The sequence below is a fragment of the Sphingomonas rhamnosi genome (assembly GCF_036663615.1).
Taxonomy (GTDB): domain Bacteria; phylum Pseudomonadota; class Alphaproteobacteria; order Sphingomonadales; family Sphingomonadaceae; genus Sphingomonas.
In genome coordinates this window covers 1-22,506 of the sequence record NZ_JAXOJJ010000001.1, presented here as the reverse complement: position 1 = coordinate 22,506, position 22,506 = coordinate 1, and the positions used below count along the sequence as shown (strand labels likewise).

Below are 22,506 nucleotides of genomic sequence, written 5' to 3'. Positions count from 1 at the left end.
GCCCGTCCGCATTAGCGGGGCGCTTTCGGACCGACGCGTTCCGCACCATCCGCCGCCGTCTTCTTGCCCGGCGTCGGCTCGGCGCGCAGCCCCAGCGTGATCAGCAGCGACGACGACACGTAGATCGACGAATAGGTGCCGACGACGATGCCCAGGATCATCGCCGCAGTGAAGCCGCGCAGCACATGCCCGCCCAGCACCAGCATCGCGACCAAAGCGAGCAGGATCGTCACCGATGTCATCACCGTGCGCGGCAGCGTCTCGTTCACCGACAGGTCGATGATCTCGCGCATGTCCATTTTCCGGTACCGGCGCATATTCTCGCGGATACGGTCGTCGATCACGATCTTGTCGTTGATCGAGTAGGAAATGATCGTCAGCACCGCGGCGACGATGTTGAGATCGAATTCGAACTGCGTCAGCGCGAAGAAGCCCAGCGTCATCAACAGGTCGTGGACGATCGCGACGACGGTCGACACGCCGAACTGCCATTCGAACCGCACCACCGCGAACAGCGCGATGCCGAGGATCGCGAGGCCGACCGCGAGCAGACCCTTGCTGATCAGCTCGTCCGACACCTTGCCCGAGATCGTGTCGTACTTGGTGAAGGTCGCGCCGGGGAATTTCACCGCCAGGTCGTCCGACACCTTCTTCACCAGCCGGTTCGTCGCGCCCTCATCGGTGCTTTCAGGGATCGGCAGGCGGATCGACAGCGTCTTGGGGTCGCTGAACGACTGGATCGACGCTTCGCCGACGCCCAGCCGGTCGACTTCGGTCCGCACCTGGTCGATAGACGGCGGCGTCGCGAACTTCTCCTCGATCAGCACGCCGCCGACGAAATCGACGCCCATGTTGAGCCCGCGTGTGAGCACCAGCCCCACCGCCAGGATCGACAGCGCGAGCGTCAGCCCGAACGCCCATTTGCGAAGCGAGACGAACTTGAGGTTCGTGTTGTCGGGTACGAGTTTCAGCAGGCGCATGTCGGTTCAGCCATCTTATGCGTATTCGTCATCCTGACGAACGTCAGGATCCAGAGCCCCAAGCGCACCGCCCGCAACCCTGGATCCTGACTTTCGTCAGGATGACGGAAGGAAGGGGCGATGCGACGAGGCATCATATATTGATCGTGGTCGGGCGGTTCTTGCGAAGCCACAGCGCCACCAGCATCCGCGTGAACAGCACCGCGGTGAACACCGACGTGCAGATGCCGATCAACAGCACGACCGCGAAGCCCTTCACCGGGCCAGAGCCCAGCAACAGCATGATCACGCCGGTGATCGCATGCGTCACGTTCGCCTCGAAGATCGTGCGGCTCGCTTCCTTGTAGCCGAGCTCGACCGACTGGACGACGCTGCGACCACGCCGGCGTTCCTCGCGGATCCGCTCGTTAATCAGCACGTTGGCGTCCACCGCGGTGCCGATCGTCAGCACGAAGCCGGCGATGCCCGGCAACGTCAGCGTCGCGTTGAGCATCGCCATGACGGCGACGATCACCAGGATGTTGATGACCACCGCCAGGTTCGCATACAGGCCGAAGCGACCATAGGTGACGAACATGAACACGATCACCGCCAGCGCGGCGATCACGCTCGCCAGCACGCCGGCACGGATCGAGTCCTTGCCGAGGTCGGGGCTGACCGTGCTCTCCGCGATCACCTTCAGGTTCACCGGCAGCTTGCCCGAGCGCAGCGCGATCGCCAGCTGGTTCGCCGACTGGACCGTGAAGCTGCCCGAAATCGACGCGCGACCGCCCAGGATCGGCTCGTTGATGTTGGGTGCCGAGATCACCGAATTGTCGAGGATGATCGCGAACGGCTTGTTGGTGTTCTCGGTCGTGACCTTGGCGAAGCGCTTGCCGCCGACCGAGTCGAAGGTGATCGCCACCTGCGGCGCGTTGGTCTGCTGGTCGAACTCCTGGCGCGCGTCGGCGAGTTGATCGCCCGAGATGATTACCGATCGCTTGACCGCGATGAACGGAATGCCCCGCGGACTGCCGGGGTACGGCAACACCTGGCTACCGATCGGCGCGATGCCCTTCGCCAGATCGGCGGGGTTCGCGGTCTCGTCGACCAGCTTGAATTCGAGCTTGGCGGTCTTGCCGATCAGGTCCTTCAGAGCCTGCGGGTTCTGCAGGCCGGGCACCTGTACGACGATCCGCGTCGCGCCCTGGCGGACGATGGTCGGCTCCTTGGTGCCGAGTTCGTCGATACGTCGGCGAACGACCTCGGTCGCGTCCTTCATCGCGGTATCGATCGCCTCGGCGACGCCGGCCTCGGTCGGCTTCAGCACGAACCGGCTGGTGTCGACCACCGCGATATCCCATTCGCGCTGCCCGCTCATTCCGGCGCCGCCGCCGGTGATCGCGAGCAACCGCTCACGCGCCGCGTCGACCTGGCTTGGATCCCGCAGCATGAACGACAGTTGCCCGCCACGCGACGAGATGTCGCCGATGTCGATCCGCGGCGTGCCGTTGCGCATCGTCCCCGCGACGCTGTCGCGCATCGCCTCGATCCGCGAATTGGCGAGGTCGGCGGTGTCGGCTTCGAGCAGCAGATAGCTGCCGCCGGCGAGATCGAGCCCGAGGTTGATCCGCGGATGCGGAATCGCGCCCCATTTGCTCGTCGTCGACTCAGGGAAGAAGCTCGGGATCGCTAGCGCGCAGAGCACGGCCAGCAGGCCGATGATCGACGCGACCTTCCAGCGCGGGAAATCCAGCATCAGTCGTTGGCCGGCTTCGTGTTGGGGCTGGTGATGTCGGTCAACGTCGCCTTGACGACGCGGACGCGCGTGTTCGGCGCGATCTCGACCTCGACGACATTGTCCTCGACCTTGGTGACCTTGCCCAGGATGCCGCCCGCGGTGACGACGCTGTCATTCTTCTTCACCGCCGCGACCGACGCCTGCAGCGCCTTCATGCGCTTTTGCTGCGGGCGGATCATCAGGAAATAGAACACGACGAAGACGAGGAACAGCGGCGCAAGGCTCAGGAACGAGGCGATCCCGCCCCCGGCCGCGGAGGCACCGTCGGCGGTCTGGGCAAAAGCTGGTGAGATGAACATGGCGTTCCGTATCTGAAGGGAAGAAGGGCCCCGGTGACCCATACTCGCATGGGCCGCCCGCTATCACCGCACGCGCCGGCGCGCAACTGGAGGGGTGGGGACGCGCGCTGACAGGGTGGGCACAAACTCCCCCGTCATGCCGGACTTGTTCCGGCATCCACCGTGCGGAAAATCCTCAGCCACCGGTTTTGCGGCGCGGTGGACCCCGGAACAGGTCCGGGGTGACGGAGTGTCCGGCGTGACATCCGACCGCCCTCCGCGCATCCAACACTTGCATATCCCCCAACACCCGCTTAGGGCACGCGGCTCGGTCGGGGCGTAGCGCAGCCTGGTAGCGCATCACACTGGGGGTGTGGGGGTCGCAGGTTCGAATCCTGTCGCCCCGACCAAAATCACAACATCGTCATCACCAACCCGTCACCCCAGCGCAGGCTGGGGTCTCCCTGTTGGCGGATGCTGCGACCCGAACCGAAAGACCCCAGCCTACGCTGGGGTGACGAGTGCCGGGCGAGGCACGCACCCGTGTTCCTGCGAAAGCAGGAACCCAGGGTAACAATCCGCGGCGCCCGAAACACTGGGTTCCTGCCTGCGCAGGAACACACGGTCACCCCGTTACTTCCCCATCAGCAACCACACTTTCGGCCCGCCGGTCGGCTTCGCCACCCCGTCCAGCCGCCGCGCGCGGATCAGCCGCACCTTGCGCAGGATCATCTGGCCCTTGAACGCATCCAGCCCGCCGCCGCTCGGCTCGGCGAGGATGCGCTGCACCGTCTCGCGCCCGGCGATCAGGTGCCCGAACGCGGCATAGCCGGGAAAGCCCGGCCGCGCGTCCATCTGCGGCGCCGGGCCGATCGTGATCACGAAATTGCCACCCGCCGAATCGGGGTTCGCCGCGCGCGCCATCGACACCGTCGCGTCGAGATGCTTGATCCCGGTCATCGTCGTCGTCTCGAGCGGGAAGGGGGGCAGTATCCGCCGCGCATCGGTCTGGATGCCGCCCTGTACGAAGCCGGTCTTGGGATCCTTCTTGCTCCGCGCCGCGCGGTAGAAGCTGGTGCCGTCCAGCCGCCCGTCGTCGACATAGGCGAGGAAGTTGGCCGACGTTTTCGGCGCGCGCTTGGTATCGACCGCCAGGATCATCGGCCCGTCCGACGTGTCGATCCGGACCCGGACGATTCCGGGCTTGGCACCAGGGATGGCGGCGACGGCAAGCGACGGCGCGAGCACCGCCAGCAAAAGGGTAAGGACGCGCATGGCGGCGCGCTACCCGCCACCCGTCGCACGCGCAACCGCCTCCTGCAGATTCCGCTGTCCTACAGCGAACCAATATAGTTCACGATATGTTCCACTATTAGGGAGCAGCACGATGGACAGCGATGACCTGATCGACGCGGTGATCGACCGCGAAGGCGGTTTTGTCGACCACCCCGCCGACCGCGGCGGCGCCACCAACTGGGGCGTCACCGAAGCGGTCGCGCGCGCCAACGGCTATGCCGGCCCGATGCGCGCGCTGCCGCGGTCGACGGCGGTGGCGATCTACCGCCGGCTGTACTGGCTGAAGCCCGGGTTCGATCGGGTCGCGCCGCGTGCGCCCGCGATCGCCGCCGAACTGTTCGACACGGGGATCAACATGGGGCCGGCGGTCGCGACCGTCTTCCTGCAGCGCGCGCTCAACGCGCTCAACCGCGGCGCGACCGACTATCCCGACATCGCGCTCGACGGGCAGGTCGGGCCGCGGCTGCTCGCCGCGCTCGATGCGTTCCTCGCGCGGCGCGGCGCGGGTGCCGAACGCGTGCTGCTCAAGGCGATCGAGGCGCTGCAGGGCGAACGCTATGTCGCGCTCGCCGAACGTCGCCCGGCGAACGAAGCGTTCCTCTATGGCTGGCTGGCGAACCGTATCGGTTAGCGAAAACACGCATATCGTCTCAACATTCACAACATTCGCGCTTCGGAGACCCGACATGACCGATCCGCTTCCACCCGAGTCCGACCCCTGGACCGCCCGCGCGCGGCCGACGTTCCTCTACGTGATGTACCTGCTGCTACTTGCGTGCAGGGTTACACACTAAGTCATATCAATGACTTAGCCATTTCGGTGCGGAGTACCACGCAATGAAAATAGCTGAAGCGCTCATGCGGATCGTGCTGGCCTTCGAACCGAAGCATCATCCGGTTTACAGCCTAATTGCGATATTGCTGATCGGCGCGATGATAATCGCAGTTGTAAGCATTCCGGCGTTCGTAGGCGATAATGCGGCAAAGGCCGTTGTAGGCGGCACGGTCGTCGCGACTGGGATAGCCAAGCTGACCCGACGCGCGCCAACGAGAGATTAATTCACGGAGTCGGAGAGCGACTATGTTCATCGCATCGTCCGTAGATTGGCGACGACTCCGAATGGTTCCGGCGTCTTGCCGTGGATATCTTGGATTGATGAGGTCGGCGAGCGCTGAGCCGATGAATTACGCGGTGAGCGGTTTCTTGCAGGTCGGGCCAAACGTGGCCAAGCGACAACCAGTTAGAGCCAATACGAAAAGGCGTGGAAGGTCGAAGGCTCGGGTGCTGCTACTGTGTAGGTTAGGACGATAATCCCGTTGGAGCCCATGCCGCGGCCTTGATTGCCGCCCGCGCCGCCACCGCCGCCATAGCCAAGCGAACCGGCTCCGGGATTGCCGGCACCACCGCCGCCGCCTGGTCCCGCAAGCTCGCCTGTCGCGGTCGCGATCCAAATCGAATACTGCCCGCCTCGCCCGCCTTTGCCCGATGTGACCGCCGTCGCAACACCGCCACCGCCGGCACCGTTAATGCCATCTTGGCCGGCGGGTGTGCGATCCGCTACTGCGCCACCGGGGGGATAGCCGCCGTCAGTGCCACTGCCCGCACCGCCGCCGCCCACGGCTCCACCGCCCGCGCCGCCAGTGGCGGTCGAGCTGTTTCCGGCGGCGCCAATGCCCAGCGGCGATGCCGCACCACCACCGCCACCACCGCCCGTTGACGAAGAGGAGCCGCCAGCACCGCCGCTGAATACAACCGTGCCGACGCTATCGCTGGCCGCACCCGCAAGCCCGCGCGCCGCGCTTGTACCGTTTGCGCCGCTCGCAGCCGAGACCGTGCCAGCCGACCGGAAGAACGTGAGCGCTTGCGATCCACCAGCCGCGACGTTTACGGGAATTGCCTCTCCGACCGTAACGGTTAGGGTCGAGGTCGCATAAGCGGCGCCGCCGCCTCCCATACGTCGATTACTAGTCGATGGCGTTCCACTAATCGCGTAGCCATTTCCGCCCGCGCCTAGCGCCTCAACCTTAACGCTCGTGACGCCATTGGGGACCGTCCACGAAGTCGCACCGGCTTTGAGAAATTCAACGATCTCGCTCACAAGCGTACCACAAGCGAGCCAATCAGGCCCATGAAAGCAGTATCACTGGCGTCGAGATAGACGCTCAACCTATCGCCCGCGCTGAGTGCCGCGGTCGCGAACGTGATTACGCCAACAGTCGCGCCAGCCGCGAAGGCAATCGTGCCACGGATCGCACCGTTAACCCGGATCGTAAGCGTCAGGTTCTGCGCTGGGCCGGTGTCAGCGGATATCGAAGAAGCCTGGATATCGATTGTGCCAGCCTGTGGGACGATGCCCCCGCCGATAAGTGAACCAGCCGGAGGCTTACCGGTCGCGATGATCTGTAGAGCGCGCACGTAATCCGTTCGATCGAGTTTGCCGAGCGTCGACGCCAGCGATGCTGCGTCGATATTCTCGCGCGCGACTGCTCGTTCGGTTGAGGACAACGCCTGCGCGGCATCGACGCGAACCCGACGTGCCAACGCGGTCGTCATCGTCTGCGCGAACGCTGGATCGTTATTGAGAGCCTGAGCGACCTCCGAAAAGGCGTTCAACTGCTCCGGTGCGAGGTTGTTGATTGCCGTGACGGTAGCCGTGAGTGCGTCAACGCGGGTCGAGACAGCCGATAGAGCAGCGGGGTCTGCGGCTGGTCCGGGGCTTCCCGTAGGACCGGGTGGACCCTGAATACCAATGCCATCCGCTCCGTCGCGACCCGGGACGCCCTGTGGGCCGCGCGGCCCCGTGCTGGTTAGTTGGACGGTATTCGCAGCCGTGCAAACATCAATATGAGGTGCGGTCGTGCCCCTGAGTTGCAGGGTTTGACTCGTCGTCTTCAGCTGGATCATTCGGGCACGAAGCCTGTAGCGACTATCCAGCCGCGCGCTGGCGTGCCGTCTATCAAAATCAGGTAGTCATGCGGATTGCTGCCCAGGCTCTGTGCCATCGTAGGCGTGAACTCGAACAGCCGGCCTTTGGAGTTGTTCGGATCGGAGCCTGGAACGATCGAGAAACCGCCATTCACGTAGAGCATTACGTCAGCGGCGCTGATGTCGATTTCGGCGCCTTTGTCGTCGGTCCAGGCAAGAGGAACGGTGCCGCCTGCGGCTTTATCGAGGGTAAGTGTGCTGTCTGCCATAAATCTTATTTATTTGGCGCCGCCAGCGCGGACTGGTTCCCGCGCCAGGCTGTGGATATCGTGGATTTAATGCGGTCGGCTTTTGCCGATAGTTTAGCGGTTAAACAGTTGCGGCCATAGCAAGCCGTTCGTCCGGCTCGGCTATAAAAATGTTGTAAGGACTGTCTTGCTTCAATTTAGCCGGATATAGTCTAACACACGTTAACCATGCGACCGACTCGCCGATTTAAGCGTCGGTATCGTGCCGCTTGGCCGTGGGGGAGAGGGTATGGCAAAAATAATAATCGCCGAAGACGATCTAATGATCGCCGACATGACAGAGCAGTTTTTGAATGAGCGTGGTTATGAGGTTTGCGGCATAGCGATGACCGTAAAATCGGCGATTGAGCTTGTCAGGCTTCACGAACCAGACCTCCTTCTGTTAGACCTAAGGTTAGCCGACGGAGGATTAGGAACTGAGGTTGTCGCAGAGGTGGGCATGTCTGATGGCGTTGGAATCCTATATGCGACAGGGAACATGTCTCAGCTTGCCCTAACGTCTGAGAATGGCCACGGTTGTATCAGCAAGCCTTATCGACCAAATGACCTCGTGCGTGCCCTCGAAACTGTTTTAGATATTGCTAAGACTGGAGATGTACCAGCGGTAATACCGAATGGATTCCATCTTCTCCCATCAGCTGGCGGCGGGGTTGGTGTGGCCGCATGACAGACGAAACTAATGTGGTGCAAAAATTGCGTCGACAGCAAGCTGCCATCGCAGCTTTCGGAACGTTCGCGTTACGCGAACCGAGCCTTTCCGCAATACTTCATGAGGCAGTGCGCGTTTGCGCTCAAGGACTGGATGCCCGCTTTTCGAAAATTTGCCGATATCGCCAGGATAAAAATGATCTTGTCGTCGAGGCTGGGTACGGCTGGGACGCGGGCGTCATTGGGTTCGTTGTACCACATCCCGATGCACGAACCCCCCAAGGACAAGTTTTCAGTACCGGGAAGCCGTTTATCTGCAATGTATTGGAAGATGAGTCAAAGTTTATGCTGCCGCCGTTTTACGCGGAACACGGTATCGTCTCGACCATAGGCGTACTCATAATCGGTCACAGTAGTTCGTACGGTGTCTTAGAAATTGATAGCAGCGATAGGCAAGACTACGACCAGCACGACATCGACTTCCTTACTGGGTTCGCGAACGTTCTCGGCGAGGCAGTTGCAACCTCTGCACGTATCAAGAAGCTCGCCGATACGGTCGAAGAGATGAAGATACTTGTTGACGACAAAAATAAGATATTAGATCAAAAGAAGGTTCTTGCTGAGGAGTTGCAGCACCGTGTACGCAATAATCTTCAGCTTCTGTATGCAATGCTTAGCAAGCAGGTGGAGGACACCACTGACGAAGGTTGCCGAAGGGGGCTTAAAAGCATAGCTCGCCGGGTGTTCACGCTCGCACAAGTATACGATCAGCTTGTTGGCAGTGAAATGACACGAACTATTGATTTCTGCAGCTATCTGAAGTCGTTGTGCGATAATATTGTCGAAGTTCGAGGTTCAAGCGACAGTGAAATCAAGTTAACGTCCGCGTGCGTTCCTGTTATGCTGAACCTAGACGTTGTCACATCGTTGGGTATTATCGTCACGGAGCTCGTTACGAACAGCTTTGACCACGCGTTCTCTACTCAACAAGGCTTAATATCACTGTCATTGGAGCGGGAAGCGAACGCCCGCATGGCCTGTATGACAATTCGGGACAATGGGCCGGGTTTCGTTCCCAAGCCCACAAGCAAGCGACACGGCCTGGGTCTCGTGCACCGCCTTAGTGAACAGATAGGCGGCAGTGCGGTTTTATCGTTACAGAATGGTACGCTTTGGACAATAACGTTTCCGGTAACATGATGAATTTAGAAACGGCGGCGCGAGCCTAATAATGGTCCCGCCGGCGATAGAGAGGCGATCCTTTAAACTAAGTGCGTGCGACGAGGATAAAATGATTCCGCCTAAACTCCTGCGGGCCGTTGCGAGCCAAGATAGCTTTGAAGGCAGCGCAACAGGTTCTTGAGCCTTGGTCACGATCATTTCGTCGAAGATTGAAGCCATCAGGGCGGTGTTCTTTTCCGTTGATGCAATGGCCGCCTCCAGACGGTCCATTGCGCCTTCGATTGCCTTGCTCATCGGCGGGTTGGACGCTTGGTCGTGGCTTTCATCGCGGCGGCCTGGATCGCGGGCATCGCCTCCATGACCTGCTCCACCACCTGATTGCCATATTCCTCGCTCGTCATGTGTTCGGCTTCGTCCATGCGCGAAGCCATTAGGCCGATGTCGCTACGTAGGTCTGCGATCGTCCGGGACATCTCGTTCATGCGCTCGGTCATGTGCTGCAGGGCAATGTTCGTCGCGGTCGTTGCGGTGTCGATAGGCTGGTTCGTTTCGGTGTATTCCATGGGAGTTGTCTCCTCTTCTTCGTTGGTGAGATAATCGCTGCGCTTGCCGCCGTTGGGGAACCACAAGTCGGGATCGAGGGCCTGCGCCGGTGTCCAGCCTCGTTGGATGCGCTGCACGATGGTGGCGCGAGCAAGCCCGGTTTTCTTGCTCCAAGCCGCTACTGTTTCGACCCGATCGCCCAATGGGATCAGCGCACTGGGACCACTCCAAATATAGCCCGTGGCACTCATCCTGTAGAACTTACCAATGCCCCATCCGAGGTCCCGCGCACTGGTATCGGACGACCTCCGATTGGCCTGGTTCTGAGCGCGCGTTACCCAAGAAACGTTACCGGGCTCATAGCCCTTGGAGTTATCCAAACGCTCTAAAGTGAGTTCAGGGCTAGCCTTGGGGCCGATATGTTTGATGAAGCTAGTGAAGCCCGTAAGCGGGTCAATCCATTCGTCGCAAACGAAAACGCCCCTACCGCCATAGTCATCATACTGGGGGCATGTTGATATCGTGCATCTCCGTATTGCGTTGCGAAGTGCGTTTGACTCTGATGTAAACTGTGTTCTAAGACTGGCTTTTGCCATTGTGTCACCTAATTTTAGTTATTGCTCCCATTTACTTATTTGACGGCGCGGCGAGTTAAGTCGGTAGATAACTGCCGATAAGCGCAGGCGCGGTAAGTATGGGATGAACATTTCATCCCGTGCCGGTCTTGGCCTCGTAAAGATTTCAGAGGGCTGTAGACTAACAGCCTATCTCGATCCCGCTTCTGGCGGGGCTCCCTGGACTATCGGTTATGGCCGAACGACCGGCGTTAAGCCGGGTCAGACCTGTACGCAGGCACAAGCCGATGCCTGGATTGTCGAGGAATATGACGGATACGAAGCTGATGTTCGCAAGCTCGTCAAAGTGCCGATTACGGCGAACATGCTGGGGGCGCTCACGTCTTTTGCGTATAATTTGGGAGTTGGTGCGCTCAAGGGCAGCACGCTGCTCAAGAAGCTCAACGCGGGCGATTATGCGGGTGCCGCTGCGCAGTTCGCTCGGTGGAATATGGCTGCTGGCAAAGCCATGGCGGGGCTTACAAAGCGCAGAGCCGCTGAGGCGGCGTTGTTCCTGAAATGAGTGCCTTCCGTAACCCCTATGAAGCCCGATGCGCCCGCGATCTCGGGAAGGGCTGGCAGTACGAACAGGTCAAGCTGCCCTACATGCTGGAGTGCAATTATCTGCCGGATTTCGTGGATGTGGCGAACAAGCGCATCGTCGAAGCCAAGGGCCTTTTCGATGCGGCGGATCGCCGCAAAATGGCCGCGATCAAGCGCACCTATCCCCATTACAGCATCGAAATTTGGTTCACCAACCCCGACAAAACGATCAGCAAGAGCAGCAAGACGACCTACGCGGCATGGTGCGACAGGCAGGGCATTGCCTGGAAGCGGGGGCCGAAGAAGTGAAGCAGTCCTACTCGATGAAGCTGGAGAGCTGGATCGATCCCTGGGCTCCCGGCTGGATTGTGTTCGAAGGCAAAGTTTGGACGATGGCTGCTTGGAAGGAAGCGACGGGCATCAGCGGTCGGATGATAGGATTCCGCTTGCATCGGCTCAACTGGCAGCTCGAAGAAGCACTGACCCTGGACTCCAATACGAAAAGAACAGTCGTGCCGAGAAATATACTGACTTAATAAAAAGGCAGGCTGCATAAGTAGTATGTGAGCAGCAGGTCCGAAAAGCTGTCGCTCATGGCAGCTTGGTTCCTGACGCTCAATCTTAAACAGAGAGACCTTTGACCCGCTGCGCGCTTCGGACCCGTGCAGCGGGTCTTTCTGTTTTAGGAGATGATTTCATGAGCAAGAACGCCACACCTTGGCCAAAAATGATCCGCGCCGTTTACGATAGCTTTGATACCGGACGCCACCAGGGCGACGCGATTGCACGCCGCGTTATGGACCGCATCGTAAGCTGGCTGACTAAGGGGCTCGACCTGAGCCCGCGCCTCCAGGCAAAACTCATCGATAACATCAACATGCGGACCAGCTATCAGGTCGTTGATCCTGGCGAGCCCGTCAGGCTGACGCGCAACCAACTGGGCTATGCCGTCAAAACGAGCCCGGAGTGGTTTACGCTAGGCCTGGATGGCGAGGATGAGCCCGCTGAAAACGTGCTGAAAACCCCGTTGAATTCCGCAACCTTTCAGCACGACCCCGATACCTTTCAGCAGGTTTTCAGCAACCTTTCAGCAGGTATTCAGCACTCTTTCAGCAGCCTTTCAGCACTCTTTCCGCATGAAGCACTTGCCCTGGCACAACGGCTTGTGTCTCAGGCAGCAGAGAACTGCGGTACTGGCGCTACATATAGTCTACCCCAGGACCCTAAAGTAATGGAAAGAGAAGAAAACGAAGTTAATCATGAGAGGTCCATGATTTTGGCTTCGCCCGTCCTGGCTGGCCATGACCAGGAAGTAGCTGAAGTACCAAGCCATGAGCCCCAGGCGGATAATGACGAAGGTCATACCCAGGTCGATAATCATAGAGGTCAAGGCAATGAGGGAAAGCGCCGGCCCGCCCTAACCCTGTGGATCAAACCCGACGCGCGCGGCGACGTGAACGCCACCGGGTTCTTCGATCGCGGCGACGACAAGTTTGCCCTGCGCTTTACCCGCTTCGATCACGCGCTGGAGCGTATCGGTGCAGCGGACCAGGATTGGCATGGCTTCGCAAACAAGACCATCGGGCCGGATTTGCTGCCCGGTGAGCGCAGCGCGACCGGCATCGCGGCTAACGCCACGTTCAGCGGCCTCTATGGCGCCCAGGACACGTGGGCTCGAAAGAACCCGTTGTTCGCGAACAAGGCCGTTGCTCTGACCTGGAACGGTGACGAGCCCGACCACGCATATCTGATCGAGGGGCAGACGATCACGGAAGTGACGCTGCGCCGCGAAACCAACAACCGATATAAAGGACTAATCCAGTGAAGCAGTATGAGCATAACGAACTGCACGACCGAGTAATTTTCAGCGCAAGGGACGTGGTGAGCATCCGCCCTGAACTCGCGGCCTTGAATAACACCCATCCCACATTCGTCTCGATCAGGCGGGCTTTCGAAGCCGAGACGGTCAACATTTCGGCCAAGCAGGCAGAGGTATTGAACCGAAGCCTTGCAGCGGAGAACAAGCCCTACCTCTGTGACATCGTCGCTAGGAACCCATTCGCGTCCAGCACGTCGTTCAAGGGGTCAACCCAGGCCGCGCTGCGCTCCGTAATGTCGCACCTGGAATGCGGCACTTATGGTGATTGGACCCACACCGATGACTTCCTCGCGCTGCCCAAAGGCATGTCAGTTCTGGAGGTCTATGCCGGTGACGGCATACTGTATCTGGCGTTCGAGAACGCGCGGGATTTGGACACCGCAACAATCGCTCTCGACACGCCAGTATGGATGATCTGAAACGTTCTATTTGGCTTTTAGCTCATTCTTGATTTTTTTGTTACGCGTCATCTTGCCCATGTATGGCTGCTTCTCAGGCTTCGTTTCGACGAGCGGAGAAGCAGCCTTGCCCGAGACTGTCTGGGCTTTGCTTTCGTCCGTTGCCCTGTCAGCACCCTTGCCCAGCATAAAAATGAAACGCTCGACGTCTTCGGCTTCGACGTAAGGTCCGAGCAGGCGGGCCAAGGCGTTTACACCCTCAATCCAGCCACCATAATTCGCCGGTTTTAGCAGCGGCTTGAACTCGTTTTTGGTATATGGTCCGGGCAACCGACCGCCCGCTAGTCGGCTTCGTAGGTCATCTAATTCAGGGTAGCCGTAGAACAGGACCGCGCGGCAAACCTGGCTGTCGAATATCAGGCAATTGCCCTCGGGCGCTTTCAGGCCAGCGAAGTACGCAATTTTGCTCGTCGTCGAGACCTGGAAACCGTGATGATTGTTCAGCGTATCAATCATGATCCGTGCTTTGCGAGGATGGTTCTTGAACCGATCGATCCTGTCGACAGTCTCATCTAGATCGAGCATGGCCTTTTGTAGCGAGTAACTTTTGTTTTGGCTTTTAGCATCAGTATTGCCGTTAGGGTATCCCCATACAAGCGTGTATATAAGGCCCTTATAGGTGTCCTGCGCTACCGCCGATTTAACGTGATGACGTAGCAGCGGATTGCCCTCGTCCTCGTGCCTCTTAAATTCTTCTTCAAACGGGAGCGCAATATCCCAAGCGCTCGGTCTGAAGTTTTCGCCATATTCCGGCGTCTCGATAAACTCTTCAAAACGATCTGTGAATTCGCTCATTAGACCGCAACCTCTAGATCCCGGCAGCTTTCACCAACTGCGCTGCCGCCCCGTGTGGGGATGACGATCGCCAGCCGATCTCCATTAACGTCCGCGTTCAGGTACAGTGCGGTATCCGGGCCCGATGGATCAGCAAAGTAGCCCTCCAGGTCGACCTCATAGGCGCTGATCGTGCGGATCAACGCTTCCACGTCCTTCAACCCCAACTCCCGATCTTCGAACTCCCGGTCGGGCTTCGCTGTCCCGAGAACGATGTTCGTGGCGACCGCTTTGGAAAACTGGCTGGCGTTCGTCATCGTCAACCGGAGGTCGCCCCCCAGGACTTCCATCGTGAGCGTGTCGGGGAAGGGCTTGCGCTGCTTTACAGACCGAGCAGGTTTGCGGGCTTTTCGCTGCGCCTCAATCCACGCTTGGAGAGATCGGAGGCTCGCATACGAGATTGCGGTTTCTTTACCCGTAGAGGGGTCAATGCGGGCCACGCGGAAGCCGCGAATGTCAGGCAAAGCAAACAGTTTTACGGGCGTTGTAAGGGCGTCTGCGACGATCGACATTCCGTCGATGCGCCAGCCGTCATGCTCGGCAAATCCCGTCCAGAATAGGTCGGCTTCCCCGGAGTAGATGACCTTCTTTGTCGTCTTGTCCTGCTCCTGGCTCGAATACAGCACCACCGACTTTTCGAGCGGCAAGCCCTCGACATGCTCACCAATCGTAACGCTGGCCCAGGTGTAGGCATGGGCTCGCGACACCGCTTGAACGAGGCAAACCGGCTTATCGTCCTGCATGGTGTTGGTGATGAGGATGCTGCGCGGCTCACCGTTAGTTTTGGCCTGTGTGATCCCCATTACGAGGTCGACGGCACGCCAGAAGCGACCGAGCGGACGATTGGCCAAGATGGCTTTCCGTGCTGCGCCCTGGGGGTCGTAGCGCAGGATTATTGGCCGGATGCTGTCGATATGCCGTTCCGCGACATCAAGGATCGTAGCCAGCCCGTCGTCATCGACTTTGGCGAGCAAGGTAACAAAGCCCGTGGGGTAATCGCCCGATAGTTGCGCAGTGCCCAGCACGGGCATCTTGTCGAGTTCCGCGGTCGCACGGGCAATCCGTGCATCGCGCTCCTTGTCGTTGTTCTCGCGAGCCGTCCCGCCAAACATCGTCACGGCTTCACTGTGCCGCGCCTTGATCCCGCCGTCGCCAAGCCAAGTGCCGAATGTCTTCACGGGCTCGCGATCGTGTCGGGCAAGCTGGAGAACCTTGGCGTACTGGCTCTGGAGGCTTTTGCTGCGCTGGTCGAACACGAGCTGGACGAGGGGAATGTAATTGTTGCGCCTGGAAGCGGCGTTTAGCTTGACCTCGTGAGTGGCTAGAAAGTCCTCCACGGCATCATGCTGGTGGTCGTCCGGCGTGCCCATCAGGTCTTCGCCAAACGCGTAGAGCGCGGCCATCGCATCCTTGAGCAGTGCGGGGCTGGCATCCTCATTTTCGGAGAATTCTTTTGCCGCATCCTGAGCGGCCTTAAACCGGGCATTAAGGGCTTTCGATGAAGAGCCGCTTACAGATTTCAATGCCTTAACAGCCGTTGCCACTCGCATACCCCGCATGATGATGGCGAATGTTTAGCCGCTAAACTTTTCAAGGATTGGTTAAACCGGATGGCAAAAAATGAGTGGCTGGCGCTCAATCGCGCGCTCTACCTGCCTGCGATCAGCAAGGCCTATCTCCGCGTCATTCCCGGTGGTCAGTGGAAGGCGCCCCTGCCGGTTACGCCCGCCGAACTGGATTTCCTCGACCCAAAAGCGCCGTTTCACTATCCGTTTGCCCTTTATAGCGCGGGGCAGACGGACCCTAAAAACCTGAATGTACCGCAGCCCGACATGGTGATGTCGAGGGATCGCAGCGCGACGGTGGTGTTGGGCGACAGCGGTGGTTTTCAGCTTCAAACCGGTGCGATCGAATTTGACGCCGTGAACACCGCTCCCAGGATGTTGAATTGGATGGAGCATGTATCGGATTATTCGATGGCGCTCGATCTGCCCACAGGCGGAATTGGCCTGCCGGGGCTGCGCAATCACGTGAAGCGGTTGAACGGCTACGGAATCGATTTGTCCGCCATAGCTCGCGCCAACGGCGTGGGCGAAAGCTACATGGCCTGCCTGATCCAGCTTTGTATCAACAACAATCGTTTCGTCCGTGAGCGCCGCCCCGGTGCCACGAACTTCCTCAACGTCCTTCAGGGTCGCAACCACGGGGAAAGCCGCCAATGGTACGAAGCCGTGAAGCACTATCCGTTCGAGGGTTGGGCATTCGCAGGCGCGCATCAAAGCACGCCCAGCATGATCGTCGCGCGGATGCTCGACATGCATCGCGACGGCATATTGGGGAAGGTCCGCTGGCTCCACATTCTGGGCACGAGCAAGCTGGAAATGGGCTGTGTTCTAACGGCGATCCAACAGGAGGTCCGCAAGCTGGGTTACCCCGAATTTCAAATCAGTTTTGACGCCTCAAGCCCATCGATGGCAGCGGTCTATGGGACCGTGAACATTGGTCACGCCAGCAGCGCGCACGGCTGGGCAATGCAGACGATGAAATTCTCGGATTTGGTTCAGCGGTTCGCTGGCCGGCCCGAACCGCTTGCCGTGCTGCTCCGCGAAGTCATGGAGGACAAGTCACGCTCGAATATTCGTCGTCGTATCGCCGCGAGTACGCATATCAGCCGCAACCTGACCATTGCGGACCTGGACCCGTCGGGTGGGAGCCTAATCGCCCATGACACCTACGATTTGATCATGCACCACAATACCCAGGCACTCATCCAGGCTCATCGAAACGTGCAGGACGGGTTCTGGGAGGATCGGGACGGCTACGATAACAACGACCGCAAACCCGCGAGCGTTTTGGTCAAAGTCGAGGGCGTGCGAGGGTTGTTTGCCGACCCCAACGGGGCTGCGCTCGCGAGAACATGGGGCAAGGAGTTCCTGGACGTATGGCCCGCCATTGCCGGCATGTCCGAACCCGACGAGCCCGAGTTGTCGGAGGACCTGGAACAGTTCATCGCCGCAAACCCGATCTAAGCGTCGGGTTTCTTCGTCTCGCTCGCGGCTAGGACGGACTTGGCAAGGTTCTGGAGCATCGAGGTTGCCCAGGTGCGCGCCATGCCGATCACGCTGACACCGAGGGCTCCGATGCCCATGCCCGAGAGGGTGGCGTACATGATTGTATATTGCCGGTCGTAGATCACCACGCCCGTCAGCAGCACGGACAGGGCCGTGACCAGCATTTCGAAGAGGAAGACCTTTTTGCGCTTCGTGGGCGTGCTCATCGCAATGCCGCGAACGATCAGCGCCGCGAGACAGCCAGCAAGGAGGGGAGCCCAGAACTCATAGGGTGAGCCGGGATTGGTTTGCGCAACCACCGCCGTACTAGCCGACGTGAGGACGAAGGCCGGAAGGCTGATACGATCGAACACTCGTTATTTAAGAGAATGCGCGTCCTAGAGCGATTGTCGCTGCTAGGCTGGCACTGAGGATCGCAATGCCAGCGAAGCGGCCTAGCCGGGGCCAACGGCTGTCCGACCAGATCAAAGAGGTAGGGTTGCGCAGCTTGAGGACGATATCGGGATACCAGAGCCAGAACGTGCCCATCCAAAACATGACGGGGACAAGGCTCGCGATATCAAAGGCGCGCTTTACGGTGAGCAGTAGCTGGAGCGTGGCCGGGGCGGCTTCTGCGTAGCAAATCATGTAGGCGACTTCGGGAAGGCATCGCATCAGGACGGCCGAGCATACTGCGAAAATCAAGCTGCGGAGCGCCGACACGGCGTCAATGCCCCGGTGTCGATCGCTCCACAGGTCGCGGCCCAAGTAGGAGCCGATCATGAACGCCAATCCAGGCATGAGGATCAGCGAGAACAGCGCCCAACCGAATAGTGCCGTCGAGCCGTCAAAGGATTGAGGGAAGGGACTGTGAGGCACCTGTTAGCCGGTCCGCTTCTTGACGAGTTTGCGCACCATCACCGACAGCACGATCCCGAGGACTTCCTTGGCGGCGGTGCGGACGGTGGGGTTGGCGAGCAGCTGGGTTAGCTTATTCAGCGTCGTCGTTGCCGACCGGGTTACTAGGGGGTTGAGTTTAAGGTCGTTCATGGGGGCTTATGTCCCTCTTTTCTTTTGCATGTATTTAACCGCCCTCGGGCGCGGTTCCGTATTCCTCCGCAATGTAGGGAATGAACATCGCCATCTGTGGAGTTGGTGCCGATGGCGTCTGGTAGTCGGTCGGGTTCATATTGAACGCGTAACCGGCGGGCCAGAACGGGCCATATCCCCAACTACTCCAACCCAGCCAGACATCCTTGTTGTCGCGCATATACTTGTACGCGGCGGGAACGACGGAACCGCAAGCCGACTGCCCAGCGACGGCCGGATCGCCGCCCGCAATCTCGCCCATCCAGAGCTTCTTGCCGTTTGTGCGTGCCCAGTTGGTGATCGCAACCAACTGGTTTTGCGAGTTCACCACACAGGCGCCAGCATCCGTGCCTGCGCCCGACTTGTCGCTGTTGAAGTAGTTGTGGCACTCAAACACGACGTTATCTGCAGGATCGACGAAATCCAGGAATGCCTCACCTTGTCCATTCGAAACCCAGTTGGCAGTCGACGAATATTCCGCACCGGGAACCATGATTTTGTTGAGTGCAGGAGTAAGAGCCCGGATGGCATTCACGGTGCTTTGGAACGTAGAACGGCAACGCAATGGCGACCAAGCCGCCGAGCCGTTCGGCTCGTTCATAAGGAAGAACCACACTTTGGTATTCGTTGCGTACCGGTTCGCCAGCTTCAACCAGAGGTCGATAAACGCTTCAACTTCGAATGACTTGCCGGTTGTATCAAGTTCTGGATCAAAGCGAACCTTGCCGCCCTTCGGTCCTTCGCCGAAGTTATGGATATCCAGCCCGACGCGCCCGCCCTTGCCCGTCCAGTAGCTGATAATCTCATCGATACGCGCGATATCAAGCGATCCCGCCCAAGCTGCGTTAGGGGCTTTCTCGCCATAGAGCGGCGCGTAAAGGTCGCGTTGAATACGGCCCCACTTCACGGGAAAGCGGATCGCTCGAACGCCAAGCTTCCAGATATAGTCCATGTATTCGTGGCGTTTTGGGTCCGTCGTCTCGGGACGCGACGGATAGATATAGTTTTGGAAATAGATGCCGGGGTCAGTGCCAAACTCGCCAGTCGAGAGATTGACTCCCGTGACGTACACGGGGTCAATCGGCTTGGTGAAAGCGTCGTAGAAGACTGTCGCGTACCGGATGCCGACCCAACTGCCGGCTTCGTTCTCCAGCTTGAGGTAGTGCTTGCCCGTACCGGCGAGCGGGACACTGAACGTAATCGCGTGATGCGACTTGGTAGCGTCGGCGGTCGAGGTGAGCACGCCTCCCGCATAGGTAGCAGGCGATCCCGCGACGTTCGCGGCGCTGGTTAGTGCCGCTTCGAAGTCTGGAGGCGGATTGTTTGCGATAAGCGATACAGTGGAGCCGATCACGTCGGCGGGGACGTTGATCGTGTAATCGACAGAGGTCGCGGACTTAACGGCCCGCACTTCCCAGTAACGCGGCGGAGCGGCTTTGAGTGCGAGGGTCTTGGCACCACTAAGAACTTGAACGGGCACGTACTCGCGCCAATAATCGGTGTTTGTCGGAACAATGTTTGCCCCTACGCCACGGGTCGCGATATACTTGGTGCCATCTGGGATATACGTTACCCAGTCGCCTTCTATGTATGTGGCGCTCGAAACCCAGTCGCCTTTCGAGCGATAGTTATCGAAGTCCGACGCCGTGCCCTCTTGAACAATCTGCGTGATTATATCGCATTGCGACGAACCCCCATCATCGCGCACCTTGTCGCCGCAGTAGACGTTGAAGGTTAGAGGCTGCGAGTTATCGTAATTCTCGTTATATACGATGGTGTAGCCGTTATACCAGTATTCCCCAGCCGGGGGTGGATACTTGGTCTGCTCCCAAGTGATGCCGGGGGGCGGAGATTTAAGCGCCGCCATCAATGCTGTGCGGAACGCCGGGGCAAGCATGTTCTGCCCATCGTTCGCCGCATAGAGTTTGATTTTGGTGCCGGGGATGAAGTTGGTCGTTTCTAGGACGAACTTAACGCCATCACCGGGAGTAAGCACGAGCTTTGGGGCGTTGATCCCGTCAACGTCGTAAGTGCGGAAATTGTAGGTTGGTGCGCCCGTCGGCCGCTGCGATGTGTCGTTGATCGTCAGGACGTTGCCCACGCCCTTAACAAGGTCGGGGTCAGAGGGTGCGCCACTAATGCGCGAGCTTGCCTTGACCAGAAGCACGCACTGCGCAGTGGTCGGGTTCGCGTCGTTCTTACGGTTCTTTCGAGTGGTATTCTCGATACGGATTTCTTCGCCCGCGTAATTCGACCCCTCGGGAATTGAGAGCAACATATCAACGGTGCCGTTCGCGTTTGGAACGCTGTTCGTGGTAAGCGTCGTAACGGTGATGCCGTGCCCCGCGCACGCCTCCTTGAAGGCTGTAGGCCACGATTTAAGCCAGCGCGCCGCCGATGCTGAACCGCCAGTCATCCACCAGATGATGCGGGACTGTCCAGGCACGTAGTTAATAACTCGGAGGGTCATCGTTGCCGTCTGCCCCTCGTCGATCGTGCGGGGATTTAGGAGTGTGCCGAACCAGATTGCGGGAGCGATCGGGCGGGGTTGAACCATGCCGCGCGCGGGGATCGTGATGCTCATGCCTTCATCGATCCCGAGATATTCAGGACGTTAGCGGCGGTCGCGATCACCGTAACCATCGCGTACCGGGCGCGGGCGCGGGTAAGCCCTTCCTCTTGGTTCAGCGTGACGCCTGTAGCGGCTGCAAAGGACATGGCGCTCTGCGTGCCGTTCATGACGTAGATGGAGTTGAACTTGGCACCCAAGCCGGTCGGGAACGTCAGCGTCACCGCTGTGGTGCCGCCGTTATTGTTCACCAACACCACCTTGCCGCTATGGGCGAGCAGGGCGGTGGGGCTGTTCGTGCCGTTCTGTGAGATTACATCGAAGGCCATTGCGTCGGCGCGGATGCGGTCAATACAGGGCCGCCACCTCGTAATGCCATTGGGCATCGTAACTGGGTAGAAGCCCGCGCTAGGTTGTGTGACGCCGCCAACGGGCGCGGGTGCGACATAATCTGCCACGCCGTTGTCGAGTTGGATTTGCTGATCGATGTAGGTCTGCCAGCTATTCACCAGCGCCGACATTTGGTTCGATAGTTCAGAGTTCGTGGGCATAATTCCTTTCGTGTCGTCAGCTGTCGGCTGACGGATCAAGGTTGGTTAGACGTTAGAAGCCGAAGGCGATCCAGTCGAAGCCATCGAGTGAATTGTTATTGGCCGTCGCGGACTGGACGTAGAAATCGGCGCCGAACTTATCCCGTGTGGACATGGTTTGGACCCACATATCCTTTTCGGTGTTGCTGCTGTTGACGTAGGCCGTCGCCGACACGGACATGATGGCGTTCAGGAAGGGCGTTGGAAACGTGACATGAATGGTCCGTTCGCTGTTGATAGTAGCGCGGTACTGCCCCCACTGAATGATGAAGCCACCGGGTAGAATTTGATAACCCGCGTTCGCGTTGAGTTGGTTCTGATTGCCGCTGAGTAGGGGGACGAGTGCCGAGTATTTAAGGCACCCAACTGTAGCGTTGGGGATCGTAACCTCGCCGTTCTCGATAGCGAAAACCGTCTGGGGCGAGCCACCAAGCGTGGGATCGACCACCTTGAACTTGTTGGCGATGACATTGAACTCGCTTTCCGATCCATTGTTTGTTTGGATCGTGCCGCTGATATATCCGTTAGCGTCCAGCTTGTTGACGGATCGGACTGTCGCTCCGGTGGGGTCGATCAGCACTTCTTCAAGGGTTTCAACCGATCCGGTGATGCCCCGGAAGTCGGCTTCGATGGTAGTGAGTTTAGTGCCGAGTGCCTTGCCGTCGTCCATGATAACCGAACGGGCATCCAGGACGAACGCCGTGCCGTCGGCATTCTTGGCCCCGAGCAGTGCCAGCGTTGATGCCGAAGCCTCGTTCCCGCTGATGAGCTGCCCCCTTCTGAGTGGTCCATCGACTATAAGGGTCTGGATCAAGGAAGGGACGACGAATGCCTGCGAAGAAGCACAAGCCCGAGGAGATCATCGGGAAGCTGCGTGAAGTTGAAATCGTGTTGGGCCAGGGCGGGACGACCGCCGAGGCATGCCGGCGGATCGCGGTC

Annotated in this window: 27 protein-coding genes and 1 tRNA gene; 12 read left to right on the top strand and 16 right to left on the bottom strand. The window is 59.3% G+C overall.

Going from position 1 to position 22,506, the window contains the following annotated elements; all coding sequences use genetic code 11:
• Positions 1-11 precede the first annotated feature (11 nt).
• From secF to yajC, 3 genes are all read right to left on the bottom strand, one after another.
• Entirely contained in the window at positions 12-980 is a 969-nt protein-coding gene (gene secF, locus U1701_RS00140; RefSeq protein WP_332780512.1) for a protein translocase subunit SecF, read from the bottom strand.
• 133 nt (positions 981-1,113) lie between these two features.
• Positions 1,114-2,718: a protein translocase subunit SecD gene (secD, locus tag U1701_RS00135; RefSeq protein ID WP_332780511.1), complete on the bottom strand. Its 1,605-nt coding sequence runs from the start codon at positions 2,716-2,718 to the stop codon at positions 1,114-1,116.
• The gene (gene yajC, locus U1701_RS00130; protein ID WP_332780510.1) at positions 2,718-3,059 is read right to left on the bottom strand and encodes a preprotein translocase subunit YajC; all 342 of its coding nucleotides are present in this window, start codon (positions 3,057-3,059) and stop codon (positions 2,718-2,720) included. Before yajC ends, secD begins: the two co-directional genes overlap by 1 nt.
• Before the next feature lie 312 nt (positions 3,060-3,371).
• Here yajC and U1701_RS00125 point away from each other — a divergent pair.
• A tRNA-Pro gene (locus U1701_RS00125) sits at positions 3,372-3,448 on the top strand.
• A 223-nt stretch (positions 3,449-3,671) separates the two neighbouring features.
• Here the strand turns inward: U1701_RS00125 and U1701_RS00120 are convergent.
• Entirely contained in the window at positions 3,672-4,313 is a 642-nt protein-coding gene (locus U1701_RS00120; RefSeq protein ID WP_332780509.1) for a peptidylprolyl isomerase, read from the bottom strand.
• Positions 4,314-4,425: 112 nt separating this feature from the next.
• On the opposite strand from U1701_RS00120, the gene U1701_RS00115 reads away from it, so the two are divergent.
• The 3 genes from U1701_RS00115 to U1701_RS00105 all read left to right on the top strand — a co-directional run bounded on the left by U1701_RS00115 (position 4,426) and on the right by U1701_RS00105 (position 6,052).
• Positions 4,426-4,965, top strand: coding sequence for a glycoside hydrolase family 108 protein (locus tag U1701_RS00115; protein WP_332780508.1), 540 nt, complete (start codon positions 4,426-4,428; stop codon positions 4,963-4,965).
• A gap of 206 nt (positions 4,966-5,171) precedes the next feature.
• Complete coding sequence (locus tag U1701_RS00110; RefSeq protein WP_332780507.1) at positions 5,172-5,393, top strand: hypothetical protein; 222 nt, start codon at positions 5,172-5,174, stop codon at positions 5,391-5,393.
• Positions 5,394-5,671: 278 nt separating this feature from the next.
• Complete coding sequence (locus tag U1701_RS00105) at positions 5,672-6,052, top strand: hypothetical protein (RefSeq protein WP_332780506.1); 381 nt, start codon at positions 5,672-5,674, stop codon at positions 6,050-6,052.
• A 377-nt stretch (positions 6,053-6,429) separates the two neighbouring features.
• Here the strand turns inward: U1701_RS00105 and U1701_RS00100 are convergent, their stop codons facing one another.
• Positions 6,430-7,239 (bottom strand): hypothetical protein, encoded by an 810-nt coding sequence (locus U1701_RS00100; RefSeq protein ID WP_332780505.1) that lies wholly within the window; start codon positions 7,237-7,239, stop codon positions 6,430-6,432.
• Entirely contained in the window at positions 7,236-7,529 is a 294-nt protein-coding gene (locus tag U1701_RS00095) for a hypothetical protein (RefSeq protein WP_332780504.1), read from the bottom strand. The genes U1701_RS00100 and U1701_RS00095 overlap by 4 nt, the downstream gene beginning before the upstream one ends.
• Before the next feature lie 268 nt (positions 7,530-7,797).
• On the opposite strand from U1701_RS00095, the gene U1701_RS00090 reads away from it, so the two are divergent.
• On the top strand, positions 7,798-8,235 hold the full coding sequence (locus tag U1701_RS00090; RefSeq protein ID WP_332780503.1) for a response regulator: 438 nt from the start codon (positions 7,798-7,800) through the stop codon (positions 8,233-8,235).
• On the top strand, positions 8,232-9,416 hold the full coding sequence (locus tag U1701_RS00085) for a histidine kinase dimerization/phosphoacceptor domain -containing protein (protein ID WP_332780502.1): 1,185 nt from the start codon (positions 8,232-8,234) through the stop codon (positions 9,414-9,416). The genes U1701_RS00090 and U1701_RS00085 overlap by 4 nt, the downstream gene beginning before the upstream one ends.
• Here U1701_RS00085 and U1701_RS00080 read toward each other — a convergent pair.
• Together U1701_RS00080 and U1701_RS00075 are read right to left on the bottom strand one after the other, a co-directional pair.
• Positions 9,372-9,692, bottom strand: a complete 321-nt coding sequence (locus U1701_RS00080) for a hypothetical protein (RefSeq protein ID WP_332780501.1) — start codon at positions 9,690-9,692, stop codon at positions 9,372-9,374. The genes U1701_RS00085 and U1701_RS00080 overlap by 45 nt on opposite strands.
• On the bottom strand, positions 9,689-10,192 hold the full coding sequence (locus U1701_RS00075; protein ID WP_332780500.1) for a hypothetical protein: 504 nt from the start codon (positions 10,190-10,192) through the stop codon (positions 9,689-9,691). Before U1701_RS00075 ends, U1701_RS00080 begins: the two co-directional genes overlap by 4 nt.
• A gap of 448 nt (positions 10,193-10,640) precedes the next feature.
• Here U1701_RS00075 and U1701_RS00070 point away from each other — a divergent pair, with 448 nt between their 5' ends.
• From U1701_RS00070 to U1701_RS00050, 5 genes are all read left to right on the top strand, one after another.
• Positions 10,641-11,078 carry a lysozyme gene (locus U1701_RS00070; RefSeq protein ID WP_332780499.1) on the top strand — a complete coding sequence of 146 codons (438 nt, stop codon included), beginning with the start codon at positions 10,641-10,643 and terminating at the stop codon, positions 11,076-11,078.
• Positions 11,075-11,407 carry a PDDEXK family nuclease gene (locus U1701_RS00065; protein WP_332780498.1) on the top strand — a complete coding sequence of 111 codons (333 nt, stop codon included), beginning with the start codon at positions 11,075-11,077 and terminating at the stop codon, positions 11,405-11,407. The genes U1701_RS00070 and U1701_RS00065 overlap by 4 nt, the downstream gene beginning before the upstream one ends.
• The gene (locus U1701_RS00060) at positions 11,359-11,634 is read left to right on the top strand and encodes a hypothetical protein (RefSeq protein WP_332781454.1); all 276 of its coding nucleotides are present in this window, start codon (positions 11,359-11,361) and stop codon (positions 11,632-11,634) included. The genes U1701_RS00065 and U1701_RS00060 overlap by 49 nt, the downstream gene beginning before the upstream one ends.
• Positions 11,635-11,795: 161 nt before the next feature.
• Entirely contained in the window at positions 11,796-12,923 is a 1,128-nt protein-coding gene (locus tag U1701_RS00055; protein ID WP_332780497.1) for a hypothetical protein, read from the top strand.
• On the top strand, positions 12,920-13,396 hold the full coding sequence (locus tag U1701_RS00050; RefSeq protein WP_332780496.1) for a hypothetical protein: 477 nt from the start codon (positions 12,920-12,922) through the stop codon (positions 13,394-13,396). The genes U1701_RS00055 and U1701_RS00050 overlap by 4 nt, the downstream gene beginning before the upstream one ends.
• A 6-nt stretch (positions 13,397-13,402) precedes the next feature.
• On the opposite strand, the gene U1701_RS00045 is transcribed toward U1701_RS00050, so the two are convergent.
• Together U1701_RS00045 and U1701_RS00040 are read right to left on the bottom strand one after the other, a co-directional pair.
• The gene (locus U1701_RS00045; RefSeq protein WP_332780495.1) at positions 13,403-14,230 is read right to left on the bottom strand and encodes an 8-oxoguanine DNA glycosylase OGG fold protein; all 828 of its coding nucleotides are present in this window, start codon (positions 14,228-14,230) and stop codon (positions 13,403-13,405) included.
• A complete protein-coding gene (locus tag U1701_RS00040) occupies positions 14,230-15,813 on the bottom strand; it encodes a hypothetical protein (RefSeq protein ID WP_332780494.1) in 1,584 nt (527 codons plus the stop codon). The genes U1701_RS00045 and U1701_RS00040 overlap by 1 nt, the downstream gene beginning before the upstream one ends.
• Before the next feature lie 66 nt (positions 15,814-15,879).
• Between U1701_RS00040 and U1701_RS00035 the strand changes: the two genes are divergently transcribed.
• Complete coding sequence (locus U1701_RS00035) at positions 15,880-17,298, top strand: hypothetical protein (protein ID WP_332780493.1); 1,419 nt, start codon at positions 15,880-15,882, stop codon at positions 17,296-17,298.
• On the opposite strand, the gene U1701_RS00030 is transcribed toward U1701_RS00035, so the two are convergent.
• From U1701_RS00030 to U1701_RS00005, 6 genes are all read right to left on the bottom strand, one after another.
• A complete protein-coding gene (locus U1701_RS00030; RefSeq protein WP_332780492.1) occupies positions 17,295-17,693 on the bottom strand; it encodes a hypothetical protein in 399 nt (132 codons plus the stop codon). The two genes, U1701_RS00035 and U1701_RS00030, sit on opposite strands and share 4 nt — an antisense overlap.
• Positions 17,694-17,700: 7 nt before the next feature.
• Positions 17,701-18,102, bottom strand: a complete 402-nt coding sequence (locus U1701_RS00025) for a hypothetical protein (protein ID WP_332780491.1) — start codon at positions 18,100-18,102, stop codon at positions 17,701-17,703.
• A gap of 99 nt (positions 18,103-18,201) precedes the next feature.
• Positions 18,202-18,369, bottom strand: coding sequence for a hypothetical protein (locus U1701_RS00020; protein ID WP_332780490.1), 168 nt, complete (start codon positions 18,367-18,369; stop codon positions 18,202-18,204).
• A gap of 34 nt (positions 18,370-18,403) precedes the next feature.
• Positions 18,404-20,992, bottom strand: a complete 2,589-nt coding sequence (locus U1701_RS00015) for a glycoside hydrolase family 5 protein (protein ID WP_332780489.1) — start codon at positions 20,990-20,992, stop codon at positions 18,404-18,406.
• Positions 20,989-21,567 (bottom strand): hypothetical protein, encoded by a 579-nt coding sequence (locus tag U1701_RS00010; protein WP_332780488.1) that lies wholly within the window; start codon positions 21,565-21,567, stop codon positions 20,989-20,991. The genes U1701_RS00015 and U1701_RS00010 overlap by 4 nt, the downstream gene beginning before the upstream one ends.
• Positions 21,568-21,580: 13 nt before the next feature.
• The gene (locus U1701_RS00005) at positions 21,581-22,381 is read right to left on the bottom strand and encodes a gp53-like domain-containing protein (RefSeq protein WP_332780487.1); all 801 of its coding nucleotides are present in this window, start codon (positions 22,379-22,381) and stop codon (positions 21,581-21,583) included.
• Positions 22,382-22,506: the final 125 nt, after the last annotated feature.